22 protein-coding genes are annotated in these 25,870 nt (G+C 67.0%); 14 read left to right on the forward strand and 8 right to left on the reverse strand.

Annotation, left to right across the window (positions count from 1 at the left end):
- The first annotated feature begins 13 nt into the window (after nucleotides 1–13).
- Nucleotides 14–1,180: an acyl-CoA dehydrogenase family protein gene (locus tag ACIHIX_RS45935; RefSeq protein WP_399966628.1), complete on the forward strand. Its 1,167-nt coding sequence runs from the start codon at nucleotides 14–16 to the stop codon at nucleotides 1,178–1,180.
- 546 nt (nucleotides 1,181–1,726) lie between these two features.
- A complete protein-coding gene (locus ACIHIX_RS45940) occupies nucleotides 1,727–2,446 on the forward strand; it encodes a LuxR C-terminal-related transcriptional regulator (protein WP_399966629.1) in 720 nt (239 codons plus the stop codon).
- A gap of 147 nt (nucleotides 2,447–2,593) precedes the next feature.
- Here ACIHIX_RS45940 and ACIHIX_RS45945 read toward each other — a convergent pair whose 3' ends face one another.
- Nucleotides 2,594–2,989, reverse strand: a complete 396-nt coding sequence (locus tag ACIHIX_RS45945) for an inorganic pyrophosphatase (RefSeq protein ID WP_399966630.1) — start codon at nucleotides 2,987–2,989, stop codon at nucleotides 2,594–2,596.
- Between the two features lie 210 nt (nucleotides 2,990–3,199).
- Between ACIHIX_RS45945 and ACIHIX_RS45950 the strand changes: the two genes are divergently transcribed.
- Genes ACIHIX_RS45950 through ACIHIX_RS45970 form a run of 5 tightly spaced genes read left to right on the forward strand, consistent with a single transcriptional unit; the run spans nucleotide 3,200 to nucleotide 7,099 of the window.
- Nucleotides 3,200–4,231 carry a hypothetical protein gene (locus ACIHIX_RS45950; RefSeq protein ID WP_399966631.1) on the forward strand — a complete coding sequence of 344 codons (1,032 nt, stop codon included), beginning with the start codon at nucleotides 3,200–3,202 and terminating at the stop codon, nucleotides 4,229–4,231.
- The gene (locus ACIHIX_RS45955) at nucleotides 4,224–5,138 is read left to right on the forward strand and encodes a phytanoyl-CoA dioxygenase family protein (protein WP_399966632.1); all 915 of its coding nucleotides are present in this window, start codon (nucleotides 4,224–4,226) and stop codon (nucleotides 5,136–5,138) included. The genes ACIHIX_RS45950 and ACIHIX_RS45955 overlap by 8 nt, the downstream gene beginning before the upstream one ends.
- Entirely contained in the window at nucleotides 5,135–5,593 is a 459-nt protein-coding gene (locus tag ACIHIX_RS45960) for a nucleotidyltransferase domain-containing protein (protein ID WP_399966633.1), read from the forward strand. The genes ACIHIX_RS45955 and ACIHIX_RS45960 overlap by 4 nt, the downstream gene beginning before the upstream one ends.
- A 10-nt stretch (nucleotides 5,594–5,603) precedes the next feature.
- Nucleotides 5,604–6,395 (forward strand): hypothetical protein, encoded by a 792-nt coding sequence (locus ACIHIX_RS45965; protein WP_399966634.1) that lies wholly within the window; start codon nucleotides 5,604–5,606, stop codon nucleotides 6,393–6,395.
- Nucleotides 6,392–7,099, forward strand: a complete 708-nt coding sequence (locus tag ACIHIX_RS45970; protein WP_399966635.1) for a tyrosine-protein phosphatase — start codon at nucleotides 6,392–6,394, stop codon at nucleotides 7,097–7,099. The genes ACIHIX_RS45965 and ACIHIX_RS45970 overlap by 4 nt, the downstream gene beginning before the upstream one ends.
- Before the next feature lie 47 nt (nucleotides 7,100–7,146).
- On the opposite strand, the gene ACIHIX_RS45975 is transcribed toward ACIHIX_RS45970, so the two are convergent.
- The 3 genes from ACIHIX_RS45975 to ACIHIX_RS45985 all read right to left on the reverse strand — a co-directional run bounded on the left by ACIHIX_RS45975 (nucleotide 7,147) and on the right by ACIHIX_RS45985 (nucleotide 11,088).
- On the reverse strand, nucleotides 7,147–8,454 hold the full coding sequence (locus tag ACIHIX_RS45975) for a metallopeptidase TldD-related protein (RefSeq protein WP_399966636.1): 1,308 nt from the start codon (nucleotides 8,452–8,454) through the stop codon (nucleotides 7,147–7,149).
- 25 nt (nucleotides 8,455–8,479) lie between these two features.
- Nucleotides 8,480–9,391, reverse strand: a complete 912-nt coding sequence (locus ACIHIX_RS45980; RefSeq protein WP_399966637.1) for a TldD/PmbA family protein — start codon at nucleotides 9,389–9,391, stop codon at nucleotides 8,480–8,482.
- Between the two features lie 419 nt (nucleotides 9,392–9,810).
- Nucleotides 9,811–11,088 carry an MFS transporter gene (locus ACIHIX_RS45985; RefSeq protein WP_399966638.1) on the reverse strand — a complete coding sequence of 426 codons (1,278 nt, stop codon included), beginning with the start codon at nucleotides 11,086–11,088 and terminating at the stop codon, nucleotides 9,811–9,813.
- Nucleotides 11,089–11,680: 592 nt separating this feature from the next.
- Here ACIHIX_RS45985 and ACIHIX_RS45990 point away from each other — a divergent pair.
- From ACIHIX_RS45990 to ACIHIX_RS46010, 5 genes are all read left to right on the forward strand, one after another.
- Complete coding sequence (locus ACIHIX_RS45990) at nucleotides 11,681–13,270, forward strand: hypothetical protein (protein ID WP_399966639.1); 1,590 nt, start codon at nucleotides 11,681–11,683, stop codon at nucleotides 13,268–13,270.
- A gap of 96 nt (nucleotides 13,271–13,366) precedes the next feature.
- Complete coding sequence (locus ACIHIX_RS45995; protein ID WP_399966640.1) at nucleotides 13,367–14,638, forward strand: radical SAM protein; 1,272 nt, start codon at nucleotides 13,367–13,369, stop codon at nucleotides 14,636–14,638.
- A 57-nt stretch (nucleotides 14,639–14,695) separates the two neighbouring features.
- Nucleotides 14,696–15,493, forward strand: coding sequence for a class I SAM-dependent methyltransferase (locus ACIHIX_RS46000; RefSeq protein WP_399966641.1), 798 nt, complete (start codon nucleotides 14,696–14,698; stop codon nucleotides 15,491–15,493).
- 3 nt (nucleotides 15,494–15,496) lie between these two features.
- Nucleotides 15,497–16,405, forward strand: coding sequence for a phytanoyl-CoA dioxygenase family protein (locus tag ACIHIX_RS46005; RefSeq protein WP_399966642.1), 909 nt, complete (start codon nucleotides 15,497–15,499; stop codon nucleotides 16,403–16,405).
- A 13-nt stretch (nucleotides 16,406–16,418) separates the two neighbouring features.
- A complete protein-coding gene (locus ACIHIX_RS46010; RefSeq protein WP_399966643.1) occupies nucleotides 16,419–17,636 on the forward strand; it encodes a hypothetical protein in 1,218 nt (405 codons plus the stop codon).
- Nucleotides 17,637–17,722: 86 nt separating this feature from the next.
- Here ACIHIX_RS46010 and ACIHIX_RS46015 read toward each other — a convergent pair whose 3' ends face one another.
- Together ACIHIX_RS46015 and ACIHIX_RS46020 are read right to left on the reverse strand one after the other, a co-directional pair.
- Complete coding sequence (locus ACIHIX_RS46015) at nucleotides 17,723–18,733, reverse strand: alcohol dehydrogenase catalytic domain-containing protein (RefSeq protein WP_399966644.1); 1,011 nt, start codon at nucleotides 18,731–18,733, stop codon at nucleotides 17,723–17,725.
- Complete coding sequence (locus tag ACIHIX_RS46020) at nucleotides 18,727–19,836, reverse strand: hypothetical protein (protein WP_399966645.1); 1,110 nt, start codon at nucleotides 19,834–19,836, stop codon at nucleotides 18,727–18,729. Before ACIHIX_RS46020 ends, ACIHIX_RS46015 begins: the two co-directional genes overlap by 7 nt.
- Before the next feature lie 102 nt (nucleotides 19,837–19,938).
- Between ACIHIX_RS46020 and ACIHIX_RS46025 the strand changes: the two genes are divergently transcribed.
- Nucleotides 19,939–20,625, forward strand: a complete 687-nt coding sequence (locus ACIHIX_RS46025; RefSeq protein WP_399966646.1) for a Type 1 glutamine amidotransferase-like domain-containing protein — start codon at nucleotides 19,939–19,941, stop codon at nucleotides 20,623–20,625.
- Here the strand turns inward: ACIHIX_RS46025 and ACIHIX_RS46030 are convergent.
- Both ACIHIX_RS46030 and ACIHIX_RS46035 read right to left on the reverse strand, forming a co-directional pair.
- Entirely contained in the window at nucleotides 20,593–21,273 is a 681-nt protein-coding gene (locus ACIHIX_RS46030; RefSeq protein ID WP_399966647.1) for a hypothetical protein, read from the reverse strand. The genes ACIHIX_RS46025 and ACIHIX_RS46030 overlap by 33 nt on opposite strands.
- Before the next feature lie 81 nt (nucleotides 21,274–21,354).
- A complete protein-coding gene (locus ACIHIX_RS46035) occupies nucleotides 21,355–22,551 on the reverse strand; it encodes a ParB N-terminal domain-containing protein (RefSeq protein WP_399966649.1) in 1,197 nt (398 codons plus the stop codon).
- A 425-nt stretch (nucleotides 22,552–22,976) separates the two neighbouring features.
- On the opposite strand from ACIHIX_RS46035, the gene ACIHIX_RS46040 reads away from it, so the two are divergent.
- Complete coding sequence (locus ACIHIX_RS46040; RefSeq protein WP_399966648.1) at nucleotides 22,977–25,760, forward strand: AAA family ATPase; 2,784 nt, start codon at nucleotides 22,977–22,979, stop codon at nucleotides 25,758–25,760.
- Nucleotides 25,761–25,870 lie beyond the last annotated feature (110 nt).

Consider the following 25,870-nt stretch of genomic DNA (forward strand, 5'->3'; position numbering starts at 1 on the left):
CGAGGAGAAATCCGTGACCTCCGATGCACCTTCCACCGCCCTTCCGGTACCGGCGATCCCAGGGATCCCCGCCGGCGATCGGCCCTTCGAGGAGCTGGCCCGCGTTCATGTGGCCCCTCGCGCGCATCCCTCCCACCGCGTAAAGGGCCTCGATCTCGTTTCATGGCGCCGTCTCACCGAGGCCGGCCTGTGGCGTGCGGGGGTACCCGAGCACCTCGGCGGCCACGGCGGGACATGGCGCCATCTGGCGTTGCGGCTGGCCGACGTCGCCCGCGGTGGCGGGGACCTGGGTTTCGTCTTGTCCCTGATCACCCACGCAGGCCTGATACGGGCACTGACCGAGTACGGTTCGCCCTGGCAACACGAGCACTACCTGCGTCCGCTCTTGAACGGAGAGGTGGGAGCGTCGTCGCTCACCGAGCCGCAGGGCTGGGGGAACTCGGTCCGCACCGTTTCCCGGGCTGTCGCCCGGGAAACGGGCGGCTGGTCATTAACGGGTGTGGAGGAACACGTCGCCAACGCTCCCGTGGCCGATCGCGCCATGATCCAGGCCCGCATCGCGGACCTCGGAGAGCACGGCATCACTCTCTTCTTGCTCGACCTCGACAGTCAGGGGGTCAGCCGGGGGCCGGAGGAGGAGCTGACCGGCCTGCGCTCCAGCCCGACCGGCACATTCCTCATGGACTCGGTCCCGGTGCCCAGCACCGCAGTCCTCGGCGCTCCCGGAGACGGTCCGCGCATTCTGTACGACATCACCAGTTTCGGCCGTGCTCTCTACGGGCTGGCCGCTGTGGCCTGGCTGGAGCCGGAACTGGAACGGGCCTTGACCTTCGTTCGGGGAGGTCGGACGGCGGGTTCAGCGCCCCTCGATCACAGGCACGTTCAGGGTTGGCTCACCGATGTACGGATCGTCATCGAGACGGTCCGGGCCACGGCATTGACGGGCATCGATGCGCTGCTGACAAAGGATTCGGAGGCTGCGCTGCGCTGCTCGATCGCCCAGTTCGTCGGTTCTGAAGGGCTCGTGAAGGCGGCGACGTGCCTGATGGTGCTCCACGAACATCTGGGCTGTGCGCGGGGGTCTGAGGCCAGGTTCGTCCAAGACGCCCTCATCACCGGTGGAATGAGTGACATGCAGCGCAAAGACATCCTCCATCACATGCTCGCCGCACAGCACTAAAGCCGTCGCCGCGACTCGCGGGCCGCCCGGCGCCGTACCCGCGCATTGGCCGAATGAGACCGGACGAGGCTGCTCACCGGGTGATTCCCACAGGGCGGCCGGACACGGGTGCAGTTCCAATTTCTAGGGAAACAACTCAAATAGTCGCTGCTGGCGCCTGGGCGTCTTGGCCTCCTGCTATTGGCGCGCCGATCCCACCAGAGACTCAGCGAATAAGACCACTTGTAAAAGGTATGCCCTGCCGCCGCTAAAGCGTTAGGAAAAGCTGGCGCCACAGGAACCACACTCGCTCCGAGGCGTCGGCGCACGGTTCGCGCCGCATCTCACGGCAGGACTGGACATATCGCCCACGCGCGGCGCACAGCACGACTCGTGGATTCACATGTGTTTTATGATTGGCAAAACACTGCTTGCGTCGCTACAGCACACCTATCTACGCTCCTGGCAGGCGCCGAACAGTGGAACCGGAGCATTCACGCACGGTCCTGTCAGCCACTTTCCGTCCGTCTCACCCGATCTGTCGCGCCCCGAGAGACGAGGTTCACCGTGAACACAAGCAGCGTGGTCTTCGCGTTAGAGAAACCGATCGGCGTCGACCGGCCCCGACCCAACGACCGGATGGGCTCCCGCGGCGACTCCTGGAACACCCCGCTGCTGCAGCAGCCACTTACCTCACACGTATCTCCTGATCTGATCATCACGGCAGCGGAGCCTGACTTCGCCCACCAGTTCGGCCGGACTCCGGCGCAGACCTGTGGCCGCAGTCTCCTGGAGCTGCTGCACCCCCTGTCCGTGACCGTGCTGAGCAAGCGCTTCGCCGCACTGGCCGAGGAACGCGTGAACCGCTTCGTCGAGCGGGTCTCCGGCGTCGAGGCGTCAGGCCGGGTCTTCCGCGGCGAACTGACCGCGATAGCCGTCAAAGACACCGGGACGGGTCTGGCGGGCATCATCGTCTTCCTCCACCCGGACAAGCCCCCGCCGGACACGGTCGAATCCGCGGCGAAGGAGGAACCGGCTACGGACTCGCATCCACAGCTGAGCAAGATCGACGCGGCAATCCTGGAAGGCATTGCGGCCGGTGCCTCCACACTGCAACTGGCCGCCCGTCTTTATCTGAGCCGCCAAGGCGTCGACTACCACGTCGGCCTCATGCTGCGAAGACTCCAGGCGCCCAACCGCGCGGCGCTGGTCGCCAGGGCACACGCGCTGGGCATGTTCCGCGAAGGGCGCTGGCCCCCGCTCATACTGCCGAAGTTCATCGAGTAGCGGGTCCGGCACCACCCGGGAACCCGAGACAAGCAGACACACCAGGCAACGACTCCGCCAAGTTCAGGTTCGCGGGCCTGCGGAGTCGTCCTGAAAGCCTGCCTCCGTGAGGGACAGCGTCCGCCGCGGCGAGCCTGACCGATGTCATCAAGGGGACGACAGGACGGCTGTCTCGTCCCGTTCAGGGCGAAGCACGATGAGACTCGCCTGCGACTGCGGTGCGTAGAAGTCCCGGATCCGCTGAATCTGCTCAGGCGTGCACCTGTAGAACAACTTGACCTCGGCGTCCCTCCGGAAGGGGTCGATCGTGCAGGCGAGAGCGGTGACCTGATCGTCGGGCCCGGACCCCAGCCACACATCCACTTCCTCTCCGTCGCCGCCCCTGGTGTCCTCGATGTAGCCGTAGTCGAGGGGATACACAAGGTCCGGGAGCATGGGATGCGCAGACCCGCAGGCCCTGTCGACATGGAGGCGTCCTCGCTGGATCAGTTGATCCGCGTGCTGCCAGATGTCCATGCCGGGCCACGCGTCAACATTGGTCATCTCCCTAGCATAACCAGGGCGGTTCGGAGTGAGGCCGGGCACCGACTTTAGATACATATCTCGTCCTCGGCGCTCTCGGCACTTGATAGGTGTGCACGACTCCTGCCGCGGGTAGCTTGCGTCTCGCTGACAGCCCAAGGAGCCCTCTTGCCCGCGCTAGACGAACTCATCCGTGCCCTGGGCACCACGCCGGAGCGTTGGAGTACCGCGATGAGTGAACTCCTCTCCCTGCCCGTCGAGGTGACCGGTGTCGACACCGACTACGAGACCGGCGCCAAGAAGCACGGGATGACCCGTTCGGTCCGAGTGGCCGTGGTCAAGCCTGGTGGCGACACCGCGGCCTTCTTCCTCAAAACGCCGCACGAGGCCCTGTATGGGGAGACACTGCTCAGTGATCGCGCCCGCGAGCTGGCCTGGCGCATGGAGGGTTACTCCCGGATTCCAGGGCATGTGCAGGTGAATGCCGTCTCCCTCGACGGAGACCGCTTGGTACGAGTGGACCGGCCCGCCGCCGACTGGTGCCTGATGGAACCGGAGATACCAGGCGATCTCCTGGCGGACAGGCTGGTGTGCCTCGACAACGGCCTCCACGCGAAGGACGCCGCCGCGCTTGCCGCATACCTGGCCGAACTGCACGTGCCGGTCCAGGACGACGGAACGCTGTACCGCCGCAGCATCCGGGACACATTGATGAACGCAACGTTCCGCCTCATTGACAGCAGTACGGAGCGCTGGGGCCACCGGTCCGCGATGCACCGCGAACTGGAACACCGGCTGACGGACTGGCGCATCCGGCTCCCGGACGAGGGGCGTCTGCACCGTACTCATCATGACTTCCACCCGTGGAACATCTTCCTGCAGGGCGACACCGTGACGGTCACGGGCGCACGGCTGCCTGGCACGGGAGACGTCGCGGACGACCTCGCCGCGCTGCTCGTCAACTACATCTGGTTCAGCCTACGAACCCATCAGGCTTTCCAGGGCGCCTATCGACAGGCGTATCACGACACAGTCCAGACCTACCTGGGCCTGTCGGGAAACACCTTCGCCCGCGACTCATACCCCCCCTTTCTCGCGAAGCGGCTGCTGGTCCTGACCAACCCCACCTACTATCCGCGGCAGCCCGGCTGGATCGTCGACGCGTTGCTCGATCTGACCATGGCTGTGCTGCGAGAGGAGATGGACGCATTGACCGAACTCGACGGCATCGCCGCCATCGTCGAAGGACCACGCGGTGACTGACACGAACGGCCGCGAGACCTTCGACGAACAGGGATTCGCGGTGCACCGCAACGTCATTCCCGGCGCGCTGCTGGACGCCCTGTGCGACGTGATCGACCAGCACCTTTCCGAACTCGCCGCAGCAGCGATGGAAGCCGGTGAGATCGACTGCGCCCACCGCGACCTGCCGATCGAGAAGCGCCTGCCGGCCGTCGCCGGAGCCCGGCCAGTCTCTCCGCGAGCCTTCGACAAACTGCTGTTCTGCCGGCAGACACGAGACCTGATGTGTGACCCGTCGCTGACCGCGCTGCTGACCGATGTGCTGGGTCCCGACATCACTTACCAAGGCAATGGCCACCTCCGCGCCCATACGCCCGGACGCCTGGTGCCCGTCCCCTGGCATCAGGACGCTCAGTTCTACGGACACGGCACAGAACTGATGGCCCACCGCATGGCGCAGGTCTGGATTCCGCTCGTCGACGCCGGCGAGGATCGTGGGTGTCTCGCCGTCGTACCCGGCAGTCATCGCTGGGGGCTGCTCTCCGAAGCCGTCGGCGAAGACAACGTTCCTCAAAGCACACGGGACCGGCAACTGCGCATCTACCAGCTCGGCGCTACGCGTGCACGGGAGTCCGCTGTCACCCTGCTGCCCATGGCGCGGGGGGATGTCGTCGTGTTCAACAGCCTTCTCCTGCACACCGGCACGGAGAACAGGTCCGACTCGGTGCGATGGAGCGTCGATCTCCGTTTCGAGGCGACCCGGGAGTTCCAGACTCTCACGCACGCAGAGAGCATGGGGTACGCGGCCATGCACCGGCGGCTGATGGGCCGGGGATACGTCCCGCTGCGCGTCCGGGCCGCAGACGGTGGCGCCGAGACCTGGGCGACCTGGCAGGAGCGCGCCCGGCGGATGGGGAGCGTCGCTTGAAGCCGGAGGAGATCGACCAAGCGGTGTGGGAGGTCGCAAGCGGGCTCCTCGACTCCCAGGCGTCATGGATGTTCACCGGAAGCGTGGCCGCCGCTCTGCACGGTGTGCCAGTGAGATGCCACGACGTCGACGTGGAATGTGATGCACAGGGCGCGTATCTGATCCAGGACCTACTCGGTGGCACAGTGCTCAGACCGGTCTCGTTCTCCGCGGCGGAACACGTCCGCTCACATTTCGGCCGTACTCGCCTGGGGCCCGCGATCGTGGAGATCATGGGCGGCCTCGAGATCCGTCTGGAGTCCGGAACATGGCTCAGTCCGGCCCCGGTAGCCGATCGGCGCGTCTTCGAGCCGTTCCGCGATCTGCGGGTGCCGGTCGCCGCCCGGCCTGAACTCGCCCTCTTCTACAGGCGGATGGGACGCCCCGACAAGGCGAGGCAGGTCGACGGTGAGTGACGACGCACAGATGAGACCAGCTCCCCTGATCGTCTGGGGCACCGGCCCGAACTCGTCGAAGACGCACATCAGCGTCGGGCTGGCCCGTCACCTCGTCCGTCATGGCCGCCAGGTCACGCCGTTCAAGGCGGTGACAGTGGTCGAATCCGAACAGGCCGGCGAGTGCCCCATCCCCTTGCACGTGGCCGCCGCCCGCACCCGGTGGCGACCGGAGCTGAGCCCAGTGACCCTGCGTCGGGACTCCCTGACGCTCGCCATGGGCACCACCAAGGCCGGTCCTGTCCCCCTCGCCACGCCCGACACACTCGATCTGGCGCAGTTGCCCCCGGAAGTCGCCACCCGGCTGGTGGCGACAGTCCGTGCAGCGCTGTCCCGGCTATCGTCCCTGGACTCCACTTTGCTGGTGGAAGGTGCCGGCAGTCCGCTGGACGCAGTGCGGGACCTGGCCAACCTGGAGGTCGTCCGCATCTTGGCGGAAGGTGCCTCGGCGCGGCCGAGAATTCTGCTGTCGCACTACAGCGGTGCCGGTGGTTCTCAGGCCGCGCTGTGCGGCACCTATACGCTGCTTCCCCGGGACGTGCGCCGCTATGTGATCGGATACCTTCTCAGCGGTCCGCTGCCCGGCGCTGACGTGGCTTCCTGGTCGCGGACCGTCACCACGTACACGGGTCTCCCGCTCATCGGAGTGATCCCCAGACTCACGGTCCACGACGACGCGGATCAGCGGACACCCGATGTCCTGGCGGATCTGTGGGCCGACGCGGTTGGCCGGCATCTGTCCCTGGAGGTGCTCGGCCTGTGACCCGCACACCGTTCGAGGCGATCGGCAATTTCAGGGAAGTGACAGGCATATCCACCCCGACCGGACCGTTGCGGCGGGGAGTTCTGTACCGCAGTGGCTGGCTCATGCCGGCGTCCCAGAAGGATCTGGACGTGCTCGGGCAGCAGCTGGGGCTCGCTCGTGTGTACGATCTGCGGCGCGCCCGGGAGGTCGAGCCGGACCTCGTGACGAGGCTCTCCGCCGCAGGTGTCAGGCATGAGAGCTTCCCGCTCCGCCGCAGTGACGGCCCTCCCGAGCCGGGGACTGACGAGAGCGCACTCCTCACGGGCGCGTTTGCCGCCGCACGCCCCGACTTGGCCGCGCTGGTATGTGCTCTCGCCCGCGACGACGTCGTGCCCGTGGTTGTGTCCTGCGTTCTCGGCCGGGACCGGACGGGGCTGGCGGTGGCCGTGCTGTTGGGTCTCCTGGGCGCCCCCGACCAGGAAATCGCACAGGAGTATGCATTGACGAGCGAGGCGGCGGCACCGGCGCAGTGGAGCCGACGTCTTCGGTGGGAGCGGGGCATCGATGCTGTTGCCGAGCTGGGCCGCACCCGCCCGGAGGCGGTCCATCGGCTGTTCGCTTCCGTCCGTTCCCGGTACGGCGATCTGGAGCACGCACTGGCACCGTTCGGTGTCACACGGCAGGTGCGCGAGGCGCTGCGAGCCCGGCTGCTTGAGAAGTGACCTGCTCGCCGAGGACCACGTTACGTCGCCACCCTGCCGACCCGAGGCTAGGCAGTCGTGTCGACGACCATCCAGGACGCCGACGTGGCGAACTGGGAACCGGGCTGGTAGTACAGCGGGGGCCCCAGAGCCGTGATGCGGTGCAGCAACTCATAGGCCGTGCCAGTCAGTCGAACCGGCTCATGGAGGCCTTGCACCCGGCCGTCGCGCACGTGGGCAGACAGCAGAGCGACAGAGAGCCGGGCACCGGCGTGGTGAGCCTGCTTGTCCAGACCGTCGATCCCGTAGACGACGGTCCCCTCCCAACCGGTCGCGGCCGGCGGCCGCGGGCCCGTGAGCCGGACGTTGGTGGGCTGTGGCGTCGGCATGACGTCCAGGTCACGCCGGCGGGCATGACCGGTGAGTCCGGTCCCGGGCCCGATGGGCCGCGCGCCCAGCCACCCATGGCGGCTCACCAGGGACCCGCGGCCGGTCGCTGTGCTCCACAGGACCACTGGAACCGAGGCCACCCCCTCCTCGTCAAAGGCGCTGGCGAACGGACCGCCTGCGGCATGCGGATCGTCGCAGAGCGAGAGTCCGGTGGAGCCGTCCCGGCTCTCATCGCCGCTGTCCAGGAGGTGAAAGGTAATCAGGTGCACCAGAGAGGCCGCAGCGGCGGGCATGAACAGGGCCCGCCGCTGCGCGAGAGTGTGCGGTACGGACGGCCGGCGCCCTGTCTGCCGGACCGCAGCGAACTGACCGGACCACCGAGCCGTCGACACCAGGGTAGGCAGGTCGAGGCGGCCCGGGTGGCAGGCATGAACGGTGGAGGTCCCGGATGCGCCGTCGGCACCTGTCGTCACCTTGGCACGCGCCAGAGCCCGAGTGTACGAACGCACGGTGCCTGCCGATGAGACGAACACGACCGCCGTGCTCTTCTCTTCGACCAGCGCCTCGGTGAGGGCACCCGCAGCGGCCTCCGTCAGTCGGTCTTTGAGATCCTCGGGGGCTGAGCCCTGCTCTTCGGCCGTGCGCGGGCAGGAGCACGCGAGCGGCGCCAGGGGGCTGCAGGTGGGGCCCGCATGCGCTGCCTCGTCGCCTTCGGTGGCGTCGGTCGACAGGGGAGCCGCCGCGACCGCCTGCCGACACAGGGCGAGCACCTGCTCGGCACGGGAGTGCGAGGCGGCGTCGAAGGAGGCGAACACCTCACGTCCGTCCGCGACGAATCGGAGCAGCCCCGCCACGTCCGACGCGGTGGCCGTGGCACGGCCGCCGATCAGTCGGCGAGTCCGCGTCGCGGTCGACGCGAGGTGCACCTCCACCGTCTCGCCGCGTCTGGCCAGCGAGCTGATCCGCTGGGCCGCTTCCAGGATCATCGCGTGCTGTTTGCGCGGTTCCACGTCAGCTCCACCAGGTCAACTCGTCGAAACGGATCGAAGGAGAGGAAAAGCCGACGCCGATCGCCTGGCCGCGCTTGAGACAGGCCGCGCTGTCGGTCGCGCCGTCGGAGCCGATCGCGGTCAGACGGGCCAACGCGTCAGTCGCCATGCCGGTGAGATGCACGTCCCGCAGCGGTCGGCGGCCCTGCTTCGTGATCAGATACGCCTCGGACGCGGTGAACAGGAACTCCCCCGAGTGCGGGTGGACGCCACCGGCGCCCAGTGCGGAGATCAGCAGGAGCTCACCCGCGCCCGGCGCGGTCAGATCAGCGGGCCCGGCTGGACCAGGTCCGATGACCAGGTTCGTCGCACGCGGCAGGGCCGGAGCCCGGAAGCTCGCGCGGCGGCCGTGCCCGTTGCGGGCGCCCCCGCCGCGTGTGCGAAGCGAATTGAGCGAACCGGACACCACTCCTCTGTCGATCAGGCGGACCGGCTGCGCCGGCGCTCCCTCGTCGTCGACGGCCATCGATCCAAAGCCGTCCTCCAGAGCGGGATCGTCGATCACCACGAGGCCGGAGTCGGTCACCCTTCGGTCGAGCAGACGCGCCAAGTAGCTGTCAGGGGCGGCAAGGTTGTCCGCCTCGGCGGCGTGACCCACCAGTTCGTGGAAGAAGGCAGCGCCGACCGCCGGTGCGAAGACCACGGGAGTGGTCCGCCGCGTCACCGGCGCCGCCGCCGCGATCTGCACGGCCTGAGTAAGCGCGCGTGCCGCGAGTTCCATGGCCGTGCGCTCCTCGAAGGCCTTGAGCCCGCTCCGGTAGTGGCGCCTCTTGCCCACGTAACCGTGCTCGACGCGATGGACAACGGTGCAGCGTCGGCGGGTACCACCTGTCGTGTGCTCGGTGGCGACACCGTGTGCGTCAGCGCTCGCCACGTGACGTATTTCGAAATCCTCCTGCACAGTGAGGTCCGTGTCGTGGGGAACGGCTCGCCACCACGCGTCGGACGGTGTGATCCGTGAGACGGCTTCCTTGATCCACTCATCGGGGGGCGGCGGAGCCCCGTCCGGGACCGTGACCGGCCGTCCGGACAGCTCGCTCAGCCAGTCCGCAAGGCGCGCCGGAGTCTCTACCGGGGCATGTTGGTGGAGCCACCGACGGCCCATGCGCACGAGGACACTGACGCCTTGTTGGTATTCGATGTGCAGACCACGCCGCTGGTGCCCACGGGTGAGAACGCTGACTCTCGCCGCGCTCTGAGTGTGGACCAGAGCTTCGTCGAAGTGCGAGCAGGCCGCCGCCCACTCGATGGCCAGGTCGCGGACCGCGGGTCCGGCATCGACCGAAACGATGCTCATGAGGCGGCCCGCGCCGGGCCGGGACCGTCCGCCTCCGGTGCGTACACGGTCAGCCCGCACCGTGCAGCGGCCGACCGGCGGCTGAAGACGGCCAAGAGCACCAGGGCGGCCCCCAGGCCGCATCCCAGAATCGTCCAATAGGTCCCGTACCCGAGTCGGTAGAACACCTGCAGCATCACGGCGGGGCCGACGACGAGGCCGAGGCTGTAGGCGAGCGACAGCGACGCCGTGTAGGGCGCGAGGCCGCCCTCCGGCGCCGTGCGTGCCGCCAGTGGCTGCAGACTCGGTGAGACGAGAACCTCGCCGCATCCGAAGACGGCTGCGTACAACATGACCGCCAGGACTCGGCCTTGCGTCCAGGGAACGGCGTTCGCCGCCACCCCGAAGACCAAGGACCCCAGCCACAGCACCAGCGCCAGGCGCAGCGCCGCGACGGTGGAGTGGGCGGACACCCAGCGCACTCCCCACCCCTGGAGCAGCATGACGGTGACGCAGTTGACCACCAGAGCGGTCGTGATACCCCAGACAGGCAGATGGGCGCTGGTGTGGAGCACCAGCGGAACAACGGTGTCGAGCTGCGCGACGCCGAAGATCACGATGCCTGCCTGCACGCCCAGCAGCGGCAGAAAGCTCGGGTCCCGGTAGGGTGCCCACGCGCCCCGCCATGTTCGGGGCCTGTCCGGCCGTTCCAAGGCCTCGGTCGCGCCGGCAGGGTCACCAACGCGACCGGCTCGTCGCCTCACCGGGCCGAGAACGATGAAACCGAAGGCGACGAAGCTCAGGCCGTTGCACACGTATCCAATGGCGAAACCCGCCGAGTCCAGTCCCGTCACCAGCGCGCCCGCCAGGAGACCGGACGCTGCCATCGACAGGTTCGCCACTCTGTACTGCTGCCCGAAGACCTCACTGAGGTTGTTGAGTCCGAAGACCGAGACCAGCACGGGAGTGAGCATGGCGTAGTAGGCGCCTGCGCCCGCCCCGCCCACGAGAGCGGCCAGGTACGGAGCCCAGAGGGCGGGTATCAGGACGATCATCAGCATGCCCGCCGCCTGGCCGGCGAGTCCGAGGCCGAAGAGGCGGGCCGGGCCGACTTTGGGTACGAAGAGTGCGGCCAGTGGGGTGATGACCATCGACGAGACGGACAAGACGACGAAGTAGGCGGCCACCACCCCGTTGCCCATCCCACGGTGCTCCGAGAGATAGATCGCGTTGAGCGGATAGATCATGCCCGAGCCGAAGGACGTGACCGCGTACGCAAGGAGATACAGCCGCAATGCGGAATGCCATCGGCTCGGCCTTGGAATGTCCATGTGCAGACGCCTCCCGGTGGGCTGTCGCCACAGCTACCTGTACGACAGGTGCAGCGACGTCGAAGATGTCAGAACCCGGTGCCGATAGCGGTCGGCACCGGGTTCCTGGTGAGCGAAGCGGGGTCAGCCGAGGGTGCTCTGGATGCTGTCGGACTCGTCGAGCGCAAGCGCCGTCTCGACGTCCAGCGGGGCCTCGGGGAACTCGTTCACCTCAAGCTCGGCAACCTGGTTCTCGCCCATGTCGATCTCCCTTCGTGGGTGTCCTTCAGTGAGTCTGTTGACCTCACCGACGGCTCGGACGTTAGACGCAGAACCATCGCGGTCAAAACGTTCAACTGAACAGGTTTGACAGTTGGCCGGGAGACGAGGTGCACACACGTGCTCCACCGGTGGAGAAGCTGCCGCAGCTACACACACCCGATGACATGTGTCAACACCTGTCGGCTACAGGTGACTTGACGAGGGAAACACCTAGTGGTTGTTGCTCCGTCAGAAACCCGGCGGTACCTTCAAGTTGCTTTACTGGTCCGTGTGACGCTGACCCCGCGGGAGCGCAATGAGTCCCCTTTCCACCCCCCACAAGACCGCAGCCGTCAGCGCACTCGCTGCGCTTACCGAGTCGGTGTTCGTTCATCCCGGTCTCATTCACCGTCTGACACTCGCCGAGCGCATGGTGCTGCAGACTCGATCGGTGCAGCGCATGAGTCGGCTGCGTCAGACCGGACTTGCGTATCTGACCATCCCCACGAATGAGAACACTCGACTGCCGCACTGCATCGGGACCAGTTACTGGACGGCCCGTTTCATCGAGCGAATGCGGTCGAACGAGTTCTGCCATTCGGTCGCCGACGGCTTTGTCGAGCTGCCGGGCAACACCGAGCGTTTGGACCACCTCGACGAGTTGCTCGGACCCGAGCTGTCCCTGGACCTTCTCGCGCGCATCTACGCGCTGGTCCACGACTCCGACCTTTTGCCGTTCGGACACACGCTGAGCTATCAGTTCGGGTACTTTGCGCCGCCCGGAAATGTTCCTCGGTTCCAGGGATACCTCACACGCATCCGTGAGGAGATCGCCACGGCGGCCGTGGATGTCGACGGCGTGGAGCGAGCCGACGTCATCAACTCGCTGCTACGGCACATCGATGCGGTCGAGGCCATTGCAGTATCGGTTCTGCTGCTAGCCGGGAAGCCCGGACACCACTCTTGCCAGAGCGAGGGCGAGATCGTCCGCCTGTTGCCCGTGTACTCCTTCGTGGAAACGCTCGTGACCGCGACGGTCAGCGCTGACCTCATCGACTTCACTCAGCGCGACACGCTCGGCGCGGGTGCTCCGTGGCACTTCAACACGGAGCTGCTGGAACATGCCGCCGTCTTCGCCACGCGGCCGAACGACATCGAGAGCGAGCTGCTCGGCAGCACGGCCGCCGGTGGTGACCGACTGTTCCGCTTCGGCTTCGGCGCCTACGCGGGCGGCGCTCGCCGGCACTCCGTGGTCAGTGGTGTCATCGAGTTGCTTCGAGTGCGGTACCAGACGCTCGAACAGATCGTGTACTCCTCCGGCAAGGTGACGGCCGACGCCATGCTCGACAAGGCCATCCGGAACCTCAACGCACACCACGTCGGTGACCCCTTCGACGAGTCGGAGCTGCTGGTCCTGGGGGACGATCAGTTCCTCGACCTGGTGGAGGCCGGGGAGTCGAAGGTCAGTCTGGGACCGCTCGGGAGTCCGGTGATCCCTGATCTCCGATCCCGCCGCCTGTTCGACGTGGCCTACCGGATCGAGGACCGAGACCGGCTTTCCGAACGAGCCGAGACGACGTTGCGAGAAGCGTCGGTGCCGGTCGAACGGGACGTGCTCGAGGAACAGCTGGTAAAAGAGGTCCCCGGGCTGGCACAGACAGACATCGTTGTCAGCTGCCTGCCCCTGACCATGCAGATGAAGGACCCGAGTGTCCTCATCGGCTGGTCCGACGGCGAAGTCCTGTCTCTCGGCACGCTGGCACACCGGGGATACGGCGAGGACGCTCTCGGCATCACTCGCAGGTACGCCGATCTTTGGTCCTTCTCGGTGTGTGTGCGCTCCTCCGTACCCTCCTCCATCCGGTCGCTGGTGCACGAGGTCGCCGCCCGTCATTTCGAACGCTAATCCGCCCACCGATGCCGTCCGCCGACGCGCTCCGTGGATGCATCGCATGCATACGCCCTTTCCGGGCTGTTCGCCGACCGATCAAAGGAGAAATCCGTGCCGGACACTCCCTCGAACATCACACCGCTGGCGTGGCCGCTCGTCGCCCCCAAGCGTTACAACCCAGAGGATTTCGACGAGTTTGAGCACTACCAGCTGAACGTCGGACCGGTGGATGAATTCGGCGACCTGGCCGAATGCCCGCCCACCATCCGCAATATCGGCTGGACTCTGGGCAACGACTGCCCCTACCGGTGCAACCACTGTTACAGCATGAACGCGCGAGTCAAAGGCGCCGACATGGAAGAGTGGATGGTCGACCGAATCGTCGATGAGCTGTCCGGTATCGGGGTGGAGACGGTCAACCTCGGTGGTAACGAGCCCCTCTTCACCAATGGCGCGAATCCCGTCAACACCAAGTTGCCGTACATCATCAAAAAGTTGGTCGACGCCGGCATCATCGTGGGTCTGACCACCAGTGGCGTGACCTTGTTGCGTCTCTACCGCGACCACCGCGAATCGTTTGACCTCCTCAACGACATCGACATCTCTTTCGACTCCCCGTTCGAGGACGAGCACAACAAGAACCGCGGCGCGCGCATCTACAACCAGGCGATCGAGTCGATGAAGATCGCGCAGAAGGAGAACAAGCCGCACACCGCCATCATGTGCGGAATGAAGTGGAACTTCTCGATACCTCATATCGAGGCGATAGTCGCACTGGCCAAGGAATACGACGCCAACGTACGGATCAACCCGGTGAAGCCGGTGCAACCCGAGCACATGGAGATCGCGCTGCCGGCCGAGATGTACTACGAGGGTTTCGCCCGGCTACTGGAACTGTGCGACCCTGTCGACCTGGGCGAGCCGCCGATAGCTGCCATGACCGACTTCGCGGGGGCCAAGCGGTGCCCGTGCGGACGTACGTCGTTCAGGATTCACTCGATCACGCCCGAGGGGCAGATCTACGCCAGCCCCTGCGTCTACCTGCATGACTACAAAGCACCGCTCGATCTGCTCCAGCACAGCCTCAAGGACATCATCAACACGCCCCAGTTCCGGGTGTTCCGTCAGCGCAACCAGAATCCCGATCAGATCGACGGCTGCTCCGGCTGTGAACTGCTCGCCCAGTGCGGCGGTGGCTGCGCCGGCCGCTCCTACCTTCAGCACATGCACACCGAGAGCGAGCGGTCCATGCGCGCGCGCGATCCGTACTGCCCGAAAGACGTGGCGCCCGGGTTCACGTATCCGCAGCAGCCGGTCATCCGCTCCGAACAGCGCCTCGTGCACCAGGACTACCTCTGCACCTGGATCGGCCGGCCCAAGTAGACCTGCCGACGTGGCGGAAACCAGGCCGGGCTTCGACAGAGGCAGAAGGGAGTTTCCATGAGCGCCAGTACGCGTGCGACACCCCCGATCACTCTCTCCCGGCGTATCGCGGAGACCTGGCGCTACGCCCTCTGCCGGCTGCGGGGGCAGAACTATCTCCGCTACCAGCAGCAGCGGTACGACCGGCTCTGGCGTGACGACCCCCATCACTTCAGTTACAGCAGCAGACAGTTCCAGCTCGACTACTGCCTCGGACACGGTCTGCGCCGGGGCATGCGGCTGCTCGACTTCGGCTGCGGTCCGGTCGCCGCGGGTCTGGCGATGATCAGATACCTGGATCCTGGAGGGTACGTGGGCGCGGACATCTCCAGGACGGCTCTCAATCTGGGCACCGACCGGATCGCCGCAGCCGAGTTGGCCGCACGCCGTCCCGACCTCGTCCTGCTGCCCGCTACGGAGTGGTTGGCTCCATTGGCCCGGCGGAGCTTCGACATGATCTGGGCACAGTCGGTTCTGACACACATGGCCCCCAAGGACACCGAGACCCTGATCTCCGCCGTTCCCCACATGCTGACGCCGACCGGCTGTCTGCTGGCGACGTTCTACCTGCACGACACACCCGGGCCCCGCAGGGCGGACATCAAAGACTGGAGCTACGACCTCGCCACCCTGGCGCACTACGCGGAGGCGGCCGGGCTTCAGGCCTCGCTCCTCGACGACTTCCGTCATCCACGACCGTACGTCAGGCACGGCCATCACATGGCGATGCTCCACCTGAGCACGGGGCGCAGCCACTGCGTGACGAAGGCTCGGCCCGCATCGGGCCCGACCGACACGGCCCCGAAGGGAGCGTGAACCATGGGCGCAATGGACGAATCGCTACGGTTTCTCATCGACCAGCGTCGGGCGGCCCTGCGCCACAGCGGCTTCGGGTCGCCAGACGGTCTGGCCCGAAAAGCGGTGCGCGATCTCCGGCTCAACGGCTACTGCGTCCTTCGCGATGTCGTGGACCGCTCGGCGCTCCTGCGGGTGAGGTCCGAGGCGGACGCAGCCTGGGGAGACGGGCGCATCGTGCCGGCCCGAGTGCGCAAGCCCCTGCGGGAACAGGAGGCGGATGCCGGTGAGATGGCCCGGCTGCGGGAGCTGATGACGCGTGGGGAGGAGGAACTGGCTCGGGAGGAGAGCATGATTTACGTCGCGGATCCCCTGATGAACTGTTCCAGTGCCTCTTCGGTGCTGTTCTCCGACATCGTCCTGCGCATCGCCCAGGGCTACTACGGCTGTCCGACGGGCCTTATCTCGCCCAAGGTGGTCAAGAGCTATCCCAACGACCTTCCGGAGTCGAGCGCCAACCGGTTTCACGCCGACTATCAGCACACGCGGTTCCTGAAGTTCTTCGTCTACCTCACCGATGTACCGACTGTCGCGGAGGGACCGTTCTGCTTCGTCGCGGGCAGCCACCGGCGCAAGCCGTACCGGTGGCGACGCCATCCCCTGACCTGGACTCGGAGGGAAATGGCCGGATTCTATGGCGATGCCGCGATACGTGTGCTCACGGGGCGAACCGGTGATCTCATCGCCGCCGACACCCGCGGTTTCCATCGGGGCGTCAAGCCCACCTCCCGAAGCCGCACCATGCTCAAGGTGAGCACGGGTCTGCGTCCTTGGGCCGGGGCAGCGGCGGCCATCCCGGCTTCAGAGATGGCTCGTCTGACCCCGCAAGGGCGAGCCGCGGCACGCTACTTGAGGGTGGACCCATCGGCCTGACCGGCTGCTGCCGTTGCCCGACGTCTTCGTGAGGACCTTCCCAGTGAATCAGCCGTCGGTCGACCGGCCGTCCGAACCACTGCGTGCCGCAGTCGGGGTGAAAGCCGCGGAACTGATCGAATTCTCCGAGGAACTCTCCCGTATCGGTGGAAGAGTCCCGGCGTTCCACATCGTCGGAGCGGATGTGGTGCGCGAGTTCAACCTGGCGCACCTACGTCGGAGTCGTCCGCTGGGCTATCCGGCGATCCCCGAGGTCGGAAGCATCCCGCCGACCCATCTCCAAGTCGCCCGGGCGTTCCCCTCGTTCCTGGCTGGGACCGGCGTCAACCTGAGCGCCCCGGCAGTCATACGTACCAGCCTGACCTGGCAAGGCAGCTCGGAACGTCTCGCAGGTGTCGACACCAACGCCTTCCTGCGGGTGCCGGGCGACCGCGAGCAGGAACTGCTCGGTCTGTACGCGGGCTTGTACAAGGCGTACACGTCCCTGTGCATGGAAGGTTCCGGTGTGAACACGGCGACTCCGCGCGTCGCCGGCCTCATCGTCATGGAACTGCTGGACGTGGCGGCCGAAGGCGTCGCCTACCTCGGTCAGGACACCCACGTCGTCGAAATCGCTCCCGTGGGCGGGGAAGCGATCGTCTTCGACTCGGCGGAGAGCCTGTACGCCTCCCGACGGCTTCCACGGGCAATCGTCCAGGAGATCATCGACGTCCTCTCGGCGCTTTCCGAGAGCGTCCCCTCCGGTGAACTACTCGAACTCGAGTTCATCATCGACGGCGGTCGAGGCCTGTTCTGGCTGCAACGGCGCAGACTGGTCCGGCGGCAGGCAACGCGGGGCGGAACGGCCGTCTACGGTTCCGTGGGCGCCTTCTGCGGGCCTGTGGTGGACTTGCGCGGCACGGCCCGGCACACGACAGACGCCCGCCAGGTGCTCAAACGCCTGGCGGGCACTGCTGGTTCGGCGATCGTCGTGCCGCTCAAGGACGATGCATGCCTCGACGCGTTCGGTCTGCTGTGGCTGCTCAGGAACATGTCGTTGGAATCCCCTGCCGCCCTGGTCGTCACCCACGGCACCGGAACGCAAGCCGGGATGCGGACGCACCTGAAGTGGACCCTGCGTCACTTCCTGCCGCACACCCTGGTCTTGCCAGCCATCGATCACTCGGTGCCGTACGCGCTGTCCCACATCGACGTCTACGGCGATGGCGTGCGCACCACCGTGCGACGGTGAGGGGTACATCAGATGTGATCATCCGCCGGGCTTGACGACAACTTCGTCTCAGCGTGGCCGCCGCTCGAAGAGCCTGCTCTTCATCGTCACGGACGCCGCAGACGACGCTTCCCGTAGTCGCCCAGCACGACCTTGACGGCGTCGGACACATCCCGCTCAAGGAGCGCGAAGCCCCGGTCCGCCTCGGACAGGTCGAAGCGGTGCGAGATGATCCTGCCGAATTCCTCCGGTGAGCCGTGCAGGATGTCGTAGGCAGCGCAGAAGGACTCCTGAGGATGGGGGAACGAGGGGACGAGCGACTTCTGCCCCACTTGAAGTGTGCGCAGATCCAGGGGCGTGACGGATGGCTCGCTGAGACCGTTGTAGACGATACGCCCGCCGCGCTCCACGACCTGGGCGGCCTCAGGGATTGCCGCGTATGGTGCCGTCACGATGGCCACCCGGCTGGGCGGTGCGGTGCGCGCGGTGCAGATCTCGGCTCCCCAGGCACTCGCGAGCGCGGCACATGCCCGTCGGTGGCCGCGGTGCACTGCACGGACCGGCCCCAGGCCACGCAGTCGCAGACAGCGCAGCGTCAGCAATGCGATGGGCCCGATTCCGAACAGGAGTACCGACTCCCCGGGCTCCACAGCTGCCCTCGCGACGAGGTCCAGGGCAACATGGAGCGGCTCCAGGAGAACGTCGACGTCCGTCAGCGGTGCCGGCAGTCTCTCCACGTGGGTGACGGGAACGTCGGTCAAGTCGGCGAACCCGCCGACTTCCCGGTACTCCCAGCGCGTGCAGTTCTCCTGACGTCCGGCGCGGCAGTGGGAACAGGCAGCACAGGCCACGCTGGTGTGCAGAGCCACCGATGCCCCCCGCCAGTCCGGGCTCACCCCGGCACCCAGCGCCACCACCGTGCCGACCGCCTCGTGCCCCCAATTCCGGTGAGCCGCTGTGGTGGTCCGGTATCGCAAGAGGTCAGAACCACAGACTCCGCAGTCGCGCACCGCGATCCGAACCGTACCCGCAGCCGGCCTTCCGAGGCGTTCCAGCTCTACCCGGACCCGCAGCCGATCCGTGAGAACAAGGCGTCGACTCAGCGGTTCGCTCAGCACGGCAGCAACTCCAACGCGGGACGTTCCCCCGTGACGACGAGGCGATGTTGTTCCAGTTGCACGAGGATGTCATGGCATCGTTCCTCGTCCAGTGACGCGTACTCGGGAGCGATCGCACGCAACGGCTGTACGACATCCACCACGTTGCGTGCTGACAGCCCGTTGCACAGACTCCACACCAGCGCCATCTCCGGTGCGACGGTCACCTGCCGGTGCAGTTCATGGTTGAGCACGACGGTGTCCAGCAGTCTCATCGGCATCAGCGTCGGTACCCGGTGCAGGCCGATGTCACCCGGGATCCAGGTCGGCCATCGGGAGATGTCTGTGGTGTGCCAGCCGACCGTCCAGGCCACCGCCATACAGGTCTGTGCCAGATTCCACAGGGTGGAGGCACCCCGCCACGGATCGACGTCGGCCCATCGGCCTCTGACGCAGTCCTGGAACGCGGTCATCGGGAAGTCGGCCGGTGCGGATCGCCTGAGCTGTGAGTACACCCACTTCGTGCCCACATAGACGTCGCCGGCGGCAGCCGCCACCGCCTTCGCCGCGAACGTTGCGGCCTTGCCTGCGACCAGGCGGGCGCCGTCGAGATCCTCGCTCAGCACCATTCCGGTGAGGTCCTCCAGTTCGCTGTTGACCATCACACCCCATCGGCCGATCACAAGACGCCGGACGGCCTCGTCGTGCCGGCTGAGTCGCTCCCGAAACGCTTCGAGCCAGAGCGAGGAGACCGCCGGCTCGGCGTAGCGCAGGCGTACGAGTGTGTCCAGGTCGGATTCGCTCGGGTAGCGAGTCACATTGCTCCGGTCGATGCTGAGACCGAGGAGGCGCTCGACCAAGGACTCCAGTTCATCGGGGGTGGTGTACTCGATATCTACCCTGTCGTGTCCGACGACTACCTGCCGGCTCGCGCGCGATGCGGATCCGCGTGTCAGAACGACGAACACATCCGCGTCACTTGTCTCGTTGCCCAGCCCTGCCGTGATGCTGCCGGAGACGAACGCACAGTCCGCACCGGCTTCAGCCGCGACCAGTCTGGCTGTCGTGTGGGCCAACGCGACTTTGGCGGCGACCCTGCCGCCTGCCGTGGCTTCTGCGAACATGTGCACTCCTTGGGTGTGTATCTCAGTGGTACTGTCGGCGCTCCGACACGCAGGCAGGGGGAGTCCATGGGCCCGTTTCCGGGACGTGAGGTGCGTCGTATCGTGGCCGTCGGAGGTGGAGGTTTCTCGGAAGCCCGACGCCTGACCTCGGTCGAGACGCACATCCTGCACATGCCGAACGTGACCCGCCCCAAGGTGTGTTTTGTTCCCACAGCTTCCGGGGACGCGGACGCCTACCTCCTCAACTTCTACCGGTCCTTCGCCGCGGCCGACTGCCACCTGAGTGATCTGCCGCTCTTCCGGCGGCACACCCGGGACCTGGCGGCCTTCCTCACCGAGCAGGACATCGTCTACGTGGGTGGTGGCAACCCACACCATCTCAAGCCGATCTGGGACCTGCACGGGCTGACGGACGCGCTGCGTGTGGCATACAACAGCGGGACCGTCCTGGCCGGTGTCAGCGCCGGAGCGATGTGCTGGTTCACTCGTTGCGTGGCCGACACGCACCGACCGGCTCCAGCAACCTGGGCGCCTGGACTGGGCCTGCTGCCGGGCAGTTTCGGCCCGCACGCCGACACAGACGGAAACCTGATGGCAGTCATGTCCGACCTGATACAAGCGGGTGTCGTTCCCGGCGGATATGCCGTGGACGACGACGTCGCCCTCTGCTACACGGATGAGGAACTGACCGAAGTCGTAGCAGCCCGTCCGGGGGCTTTCGCACACCGGCTTGCGCTCGTCGACGGGACCGTCAGGTCAGAGCGGATCCAGCCCCGTGTGCTGAAGTAGGGTCATGGCGCGATCAAGCGTCTTCGTCAGCAGACCGTCGTCCATGAACTTCGCAGCTCGCTGCGCACGGCTCTCGCCGCCCGCCCCGTAATTCCACTGCCGGGTTCGAGTCGTGCGATCAACCGCCGCGAACCTCTCCTTCACCGCGGGACCTCGAACGATCACAGAGATGGTCTCGGTCTCCGTTTCCACGGTGTGGAACTGCCTGTGGTGCAGTACGTAGGAGGAACCAGCCGATTCGACACGTGTCATGACCGGCCGCAGGCCGACGGTCGGTCCCCCGCCGGCAGCCGCCTCGGTCATGTCCGCCGGACTGTAGAGGCGGTGGGTGTACGCACCGTGGAGCACCCTGCTGGCGAACGTCCAGCGGTGGTTGTGCGGCTTGTCGCGGTGTCCAGGGTGAAATATGTGAAGCCGTACCCGGACGTCGCTCGCGTCGGATCGGTACAGCACGAGCTTCTCACCTGTGGGGTAATGCTCACACATCTCCCGGAGCTCAGGTCGCCTCTCGATGTTCGCGAGCAGTCCGAGTAGGACGCCCTGTCCCATGAGACCCATGAAGACATCCGAGGTTGTGGCGGACACCCCTTCGAGGTCCTCCCAGTCGACCCGGTCGAGGGGTGCAAAAATGTCGGTGTTTTCGTCCATGGCAAACATCCTGGATGTCTTGGGTGCGCGATGACTACACATGTTTGAGTCGCGTTGACTGGTGGACATGTACTCCCCATGTCACCGCCATCGGGACTCTTCCCCTGAGGGGATCTCGAGCAACAGCTCCTCTGCGTATGTTTCCCACAGAGCGGCATAGGCGGAGAGCAGGGCAGCCATGGTGTGTCTGGAGTGAGGCGGGATGTGCTGGACGACCGTCTGCTGCTGCTGGACGAACACCGCGCAGGAGTCGAAGAGACGCAGGACTTTGCGGCCGACCTCGTTGCAGCGAAGAGAGGGGTCCTTGCGCAGTACCGCGGAGAGAGCGAGCAGTTGTTCGGTCGAGGGGGTCGCGGCCTTCGGCGGGGAAGCCCTCGCCACTCGGTGCCCGGCAGGGACGGGGTGGTCGCCCCGCTGCAGTCTCCGCCGGACGTCGGCAACCGTCGGTGGGGAGATCCCAGTCTTCGCGGCTACGCGGCGAAGCGAAGCCTCGGGCTCCCTCTCCAGAACCTCGGCCGCCCGCTCTCGCCCTGTGACGGCGTCAGCTGTCTCGGCGCGACGGCCCCCGTCGGTCTCGGAGCCCTTGCCCGGCTCGCCACCGGTGTGGTGCCGCCGCAGCCGGGAGGGAACCGGGTCGTCACCCCGCAGCAGTCTTCGACGCACGTCCGCGACGGTGGCCGGCGAGATGCCGGCCTGCCGGGCGATCCGGCGCAGGGAGGCTTCTGGCTCCTGCCTCATGAGCCTGCAGGCCAGTTCACGGCCTTCGGCTGCGTTGAGCGGCCGGACGCGACCGTCCTGGCCAACCCTCGTGTCGCCGCTGCTGGATTCACTGCCGCCGTCTTTTCGGATCTGGGCCACTCTGTATGCGGAAAGCCCCGTCAGGGAAGCGATGCTGCGGTCGGACCAGTCCGGATGGTTCCCGACGATCCGGCCTGCCGCAAACACCCGGTCGGATGTCGACAGTGGTCGGCCGTGAACGATGTTGCACGCGACGGACAGCAAGTCCGCTTGTTCCACGGATCCATGGAACAAGCGGACGGCGATGTCGTCACGCCCAGCCAGCCGTGCGGCGGCCAGACGGTGGCCACCGTCGATGACACGCATGGTCGGATGATGCACGAGGATGGGCGGAAGCACACCTTCCGTCATGGCCAGCGTCCGGGCGTAGGCACTGTCCTCTCCTTCCAGGCGAGGCGAGGACCCCACAGCCAGCGTGTCAGTCGGGACCCTGGTCACGGGTAAGGCGTCCAGGACCTCGTCACGTATGTCGAGCAGCATGTCCGCCGGGCTCACGGAGTTCGCGGCCGCTGCTTTGCGTACAGCCACAAGAGGCTCCCTTCCGACGACGCCGAAACTCTGCCGCAGAAGGTACAAGCGTTGGCGATCACCGCACTTTGCCGTCGTTATCGCTCCGGGATAGATCTTCGTTAGGGCGCCCGGGGGGAGTCGAGCGGCAGATCGGGCCACCGGTCAACTGCGAACCGCGCCAAAGACGGAGCCCGCCTACGAAGTGTCCTCACCGCTCCGATACCTGTGACTGCCGTGGAAGATGGTTCCGCTGTGGCGGTCGTATCCTGAGACGCCAGATGTCGGGATCTTGAATGGGAACGGTCGCGTACGGTGCGGGAGCAGGCGTTGACGCAGTGAACAGTGGCTTGCAGCGCCCGCCTTTCGGTACCGCGGTTCTTGGAGACAGCAACTCGATGAACGACCTGGCCCAGTCGTTGAGTCCTGCTTCGGGGCGGCTGATCGGACGGGACGAGGACCTGGAGTTCGTACGGTCCCACTTCGGCGGTTCCGGCCACGGCGCGGCCCTGCTGCTGTCGGGCGAGGCGGGGATCGGGAAGACCGCGATCCTCGACGCCGTGGCGGCGCAGGCCGCACTGAGTGGCGCGCGTGTGCTGCGGGTGAGCGGCGTGCAGTTCGAGGCGGACGTCAGCTATGCCGGCCTCAACGAGCTGCTCGTTCCGCTGTTTGAATCGTTCGACCTCCTGGACCCGGGTCACCGAGACGCCCTCAAAGTCGCGGTCGGTATCGGCAGCGGACCGCCTCCGAACCGGTTGCTGACCGCCACCGCGGCCTTGCTGCTGCTGCGCAGGATCTCCCAAGGGGCCCCGCTCCTGATCGTCGTCGACGACCTGCCGTGGCTGGACCGGCCCACCACCTTCGTCCTCGGCTTCATCGCGCGGCGGCTCGTCGGCAGCCGCATCGGCTTCCTGGCCGCCTCGCGCGTCACCACCGAGGGCTTCTTCGAGGCGAGCGGGCTCACCGAGCACCGCCTCCAGCCCCTGGACGACGCAGCGTCGGCCCAACTCCTCGCCGAGGCGTACCCGGGCCTCTCCCACGAGATACGGCGGCGTATCGCGGCGGAGGCACACGGCAACCCGCTCGCGCTGATGGAGCTGCCTGCCGCCCTCGACCGTGAGCAACGCACGGCGCCGGGCGCGGTGCCCTCGGTCCTGCCACTGACCGAGCGCCTTCAGGCACTGTTCGCCTCACGTGTGGCCGATCTGCCCGAACCCGGCCGCGCGCTGTTGTTGATCGCGGCGCTCGAAGGCACCGGTGACCTCACGGTCATCGAGGCGGCAGCCGGCGACCGCGACGCCATCGACTTTCTGGAGTCGGCGGAACGCGACCGGCTGGTGACCGTCTCGGCGTCCTCCCGGAAGATGTCCTTCCGCCACCCCTTGATCGGTTCCGCAGTGGTGGCGCAGGCCACGGCCTCCGAACGCCGCAGGGCACACCGGGCGCTCGCCGCCGTCCTCGTCGATCAGCCCGAGCGCCGCGCCGGCCATCTCGGTGAGGCGACGACCGGCCGGGACGAGACCGTCGCCGCACTGCTGGAGCAGGCCGCCCGGCTACGCCTCGGACGAGGCGACGCACTGGGTGCGGTAGCCGCCCTTACCCGCGCCGCGGAGCTCAGCCCCTCGTCGGCGGACGAGAGCCGCCGGCTCGCGGAGGCCGCCTACATCGGCACCGACGCCGGCGGCGATCTGGCGGACGCCTCGCGTCTGCTCGTCGGTGCACGCCGCGCCGACCCGGCCGTCCGGGAGGAGTCCCTGCACGCGGCGGCTGCCTCCGCGCTCCTGCTGATCAACCAGGACGGGGACGTCAACACCGCCCACCGGCTGCTGGTCGGTGCGATCGAGGCCGGTGGACACGGCTACGACGCCTCGGACGAGGCTCTTGTCGAAGCTCTGTTCACCCTGATCACGCTGTGCTGGTACAGCGGCGATCCGGAAAAGTGGGCGCCGTTGCTGCGGGCCCTGGACCGGATGGTGCCCGCACCCCCCGACCTGCTGTGGGCGTGTGCCCAGACCTTCGCCGACCCCGCCCGTACCGGCTACCGCGGGCTGCAGGTCCTCGACGAGCAGCTCGCCGACCTCGGCGACGCGACGCACGTGGTGCGGGTCAGTACCTGCGCCGTCTACCCGGACCGGCTGGCGGACGTGCGCGAAGCGTCCCTGCGTCTGGTCGAGCAGGCCCGCGCGGGCGCCGCGCCCGTCCGCAGACACCTCTCCGCGCTGATCCACCTGGGCCTGGACGACTACTACAAGGGCCGCTGGGACGAGGCCGTGCGCCTGACCGGCGAAGGGCTCGCGCTGTGCAAGGAGTACGGCTACCCGTTCTTCGCCTGCAAGTTCCAGTTCGTGCAGGCGCTGGTGGCCGGAGCACGCGGTGACGTGGAAGCCTGCGAGGCGCTGTGCGAGGAGATCGCAGCCTGGGCCGTTCCCCGTGGCGCCCTTGGCGCCCGGTCACTGGCCTTCCACGCGAGGAGCCTGGCCTTGCTCGGCAACGGGGACGTCGAGGCCGCCTTCCGTCAGGCCACCGCCACCAGCCCGCTCACACCCCTCGCGCCCTACCTGCCGCATGCCATGGCCGGCGCCCTGGACCTGGTGGAGGCCGCGGTCAGATCAGGACGGCTGACTGAGGCCGCAACCCACGCGGCGGCCCTGCGGGAGTCCGAGATGGCGCGGCTCTCCCCGCGCCTGCACATGCTCGTGCTGACCTGCGAGGCACTGACGACATCCGACGACGGTGCCCTGTCCCTGTTCCAGCGGGCTCTGTCCCTGCTCGACCCCGCCGAATGGCCTTTCGATGTCGCACGGGTACGCCTCTTGTACGGCGAACGTCTCCGGCGCCGGCGCGCGACCAAGGATGCGCGGGAACAACTGGTCCTGGCGCGCGGGGCGTTCGAGAAGCTGGGAGCGGCTCCCTGGGTGGTGCGCGCCAAGTCCGAACTGCGGGCGAGCGGTGTTGCGGCGTCGACCTGCGCGGCAGGTAAGGGAGTCCTGACAGCCCAGGAACGCGAGATCGCGACGCTGGCCGCGACCGGGCTGACCAACAAGCAGATCGCGGAGCGCCTCTTCCTGTCACATCGCACGATCGGCGCGCACCTGTATCAGATCTACCCCAAACTCCACATCAGTTCCCGGGCCGCCTTGCGCGACGCCCTCGCCGCTCTCGACCTGGAAGCGGTCGACTGAGCTGCCCTCCCGGCAGTTACTGATCTCCTCGGATTGTTGTCGGGTGGTGGGTGAGGCTGAGTCCGGTGCCGGCGAGGCAGCCGTCGATGAGGTCGGGCCGTAACTGGATA

The sequence above is a fragment of the Streptomyces sp. NPDC051913 genome (assembly GCF_044593635.1).
Classification (GTDB): Bacteria; Actinomycetota; Actinomycetes; order Streptomycetales; family Streptomycetaceae; genus Streptomyces.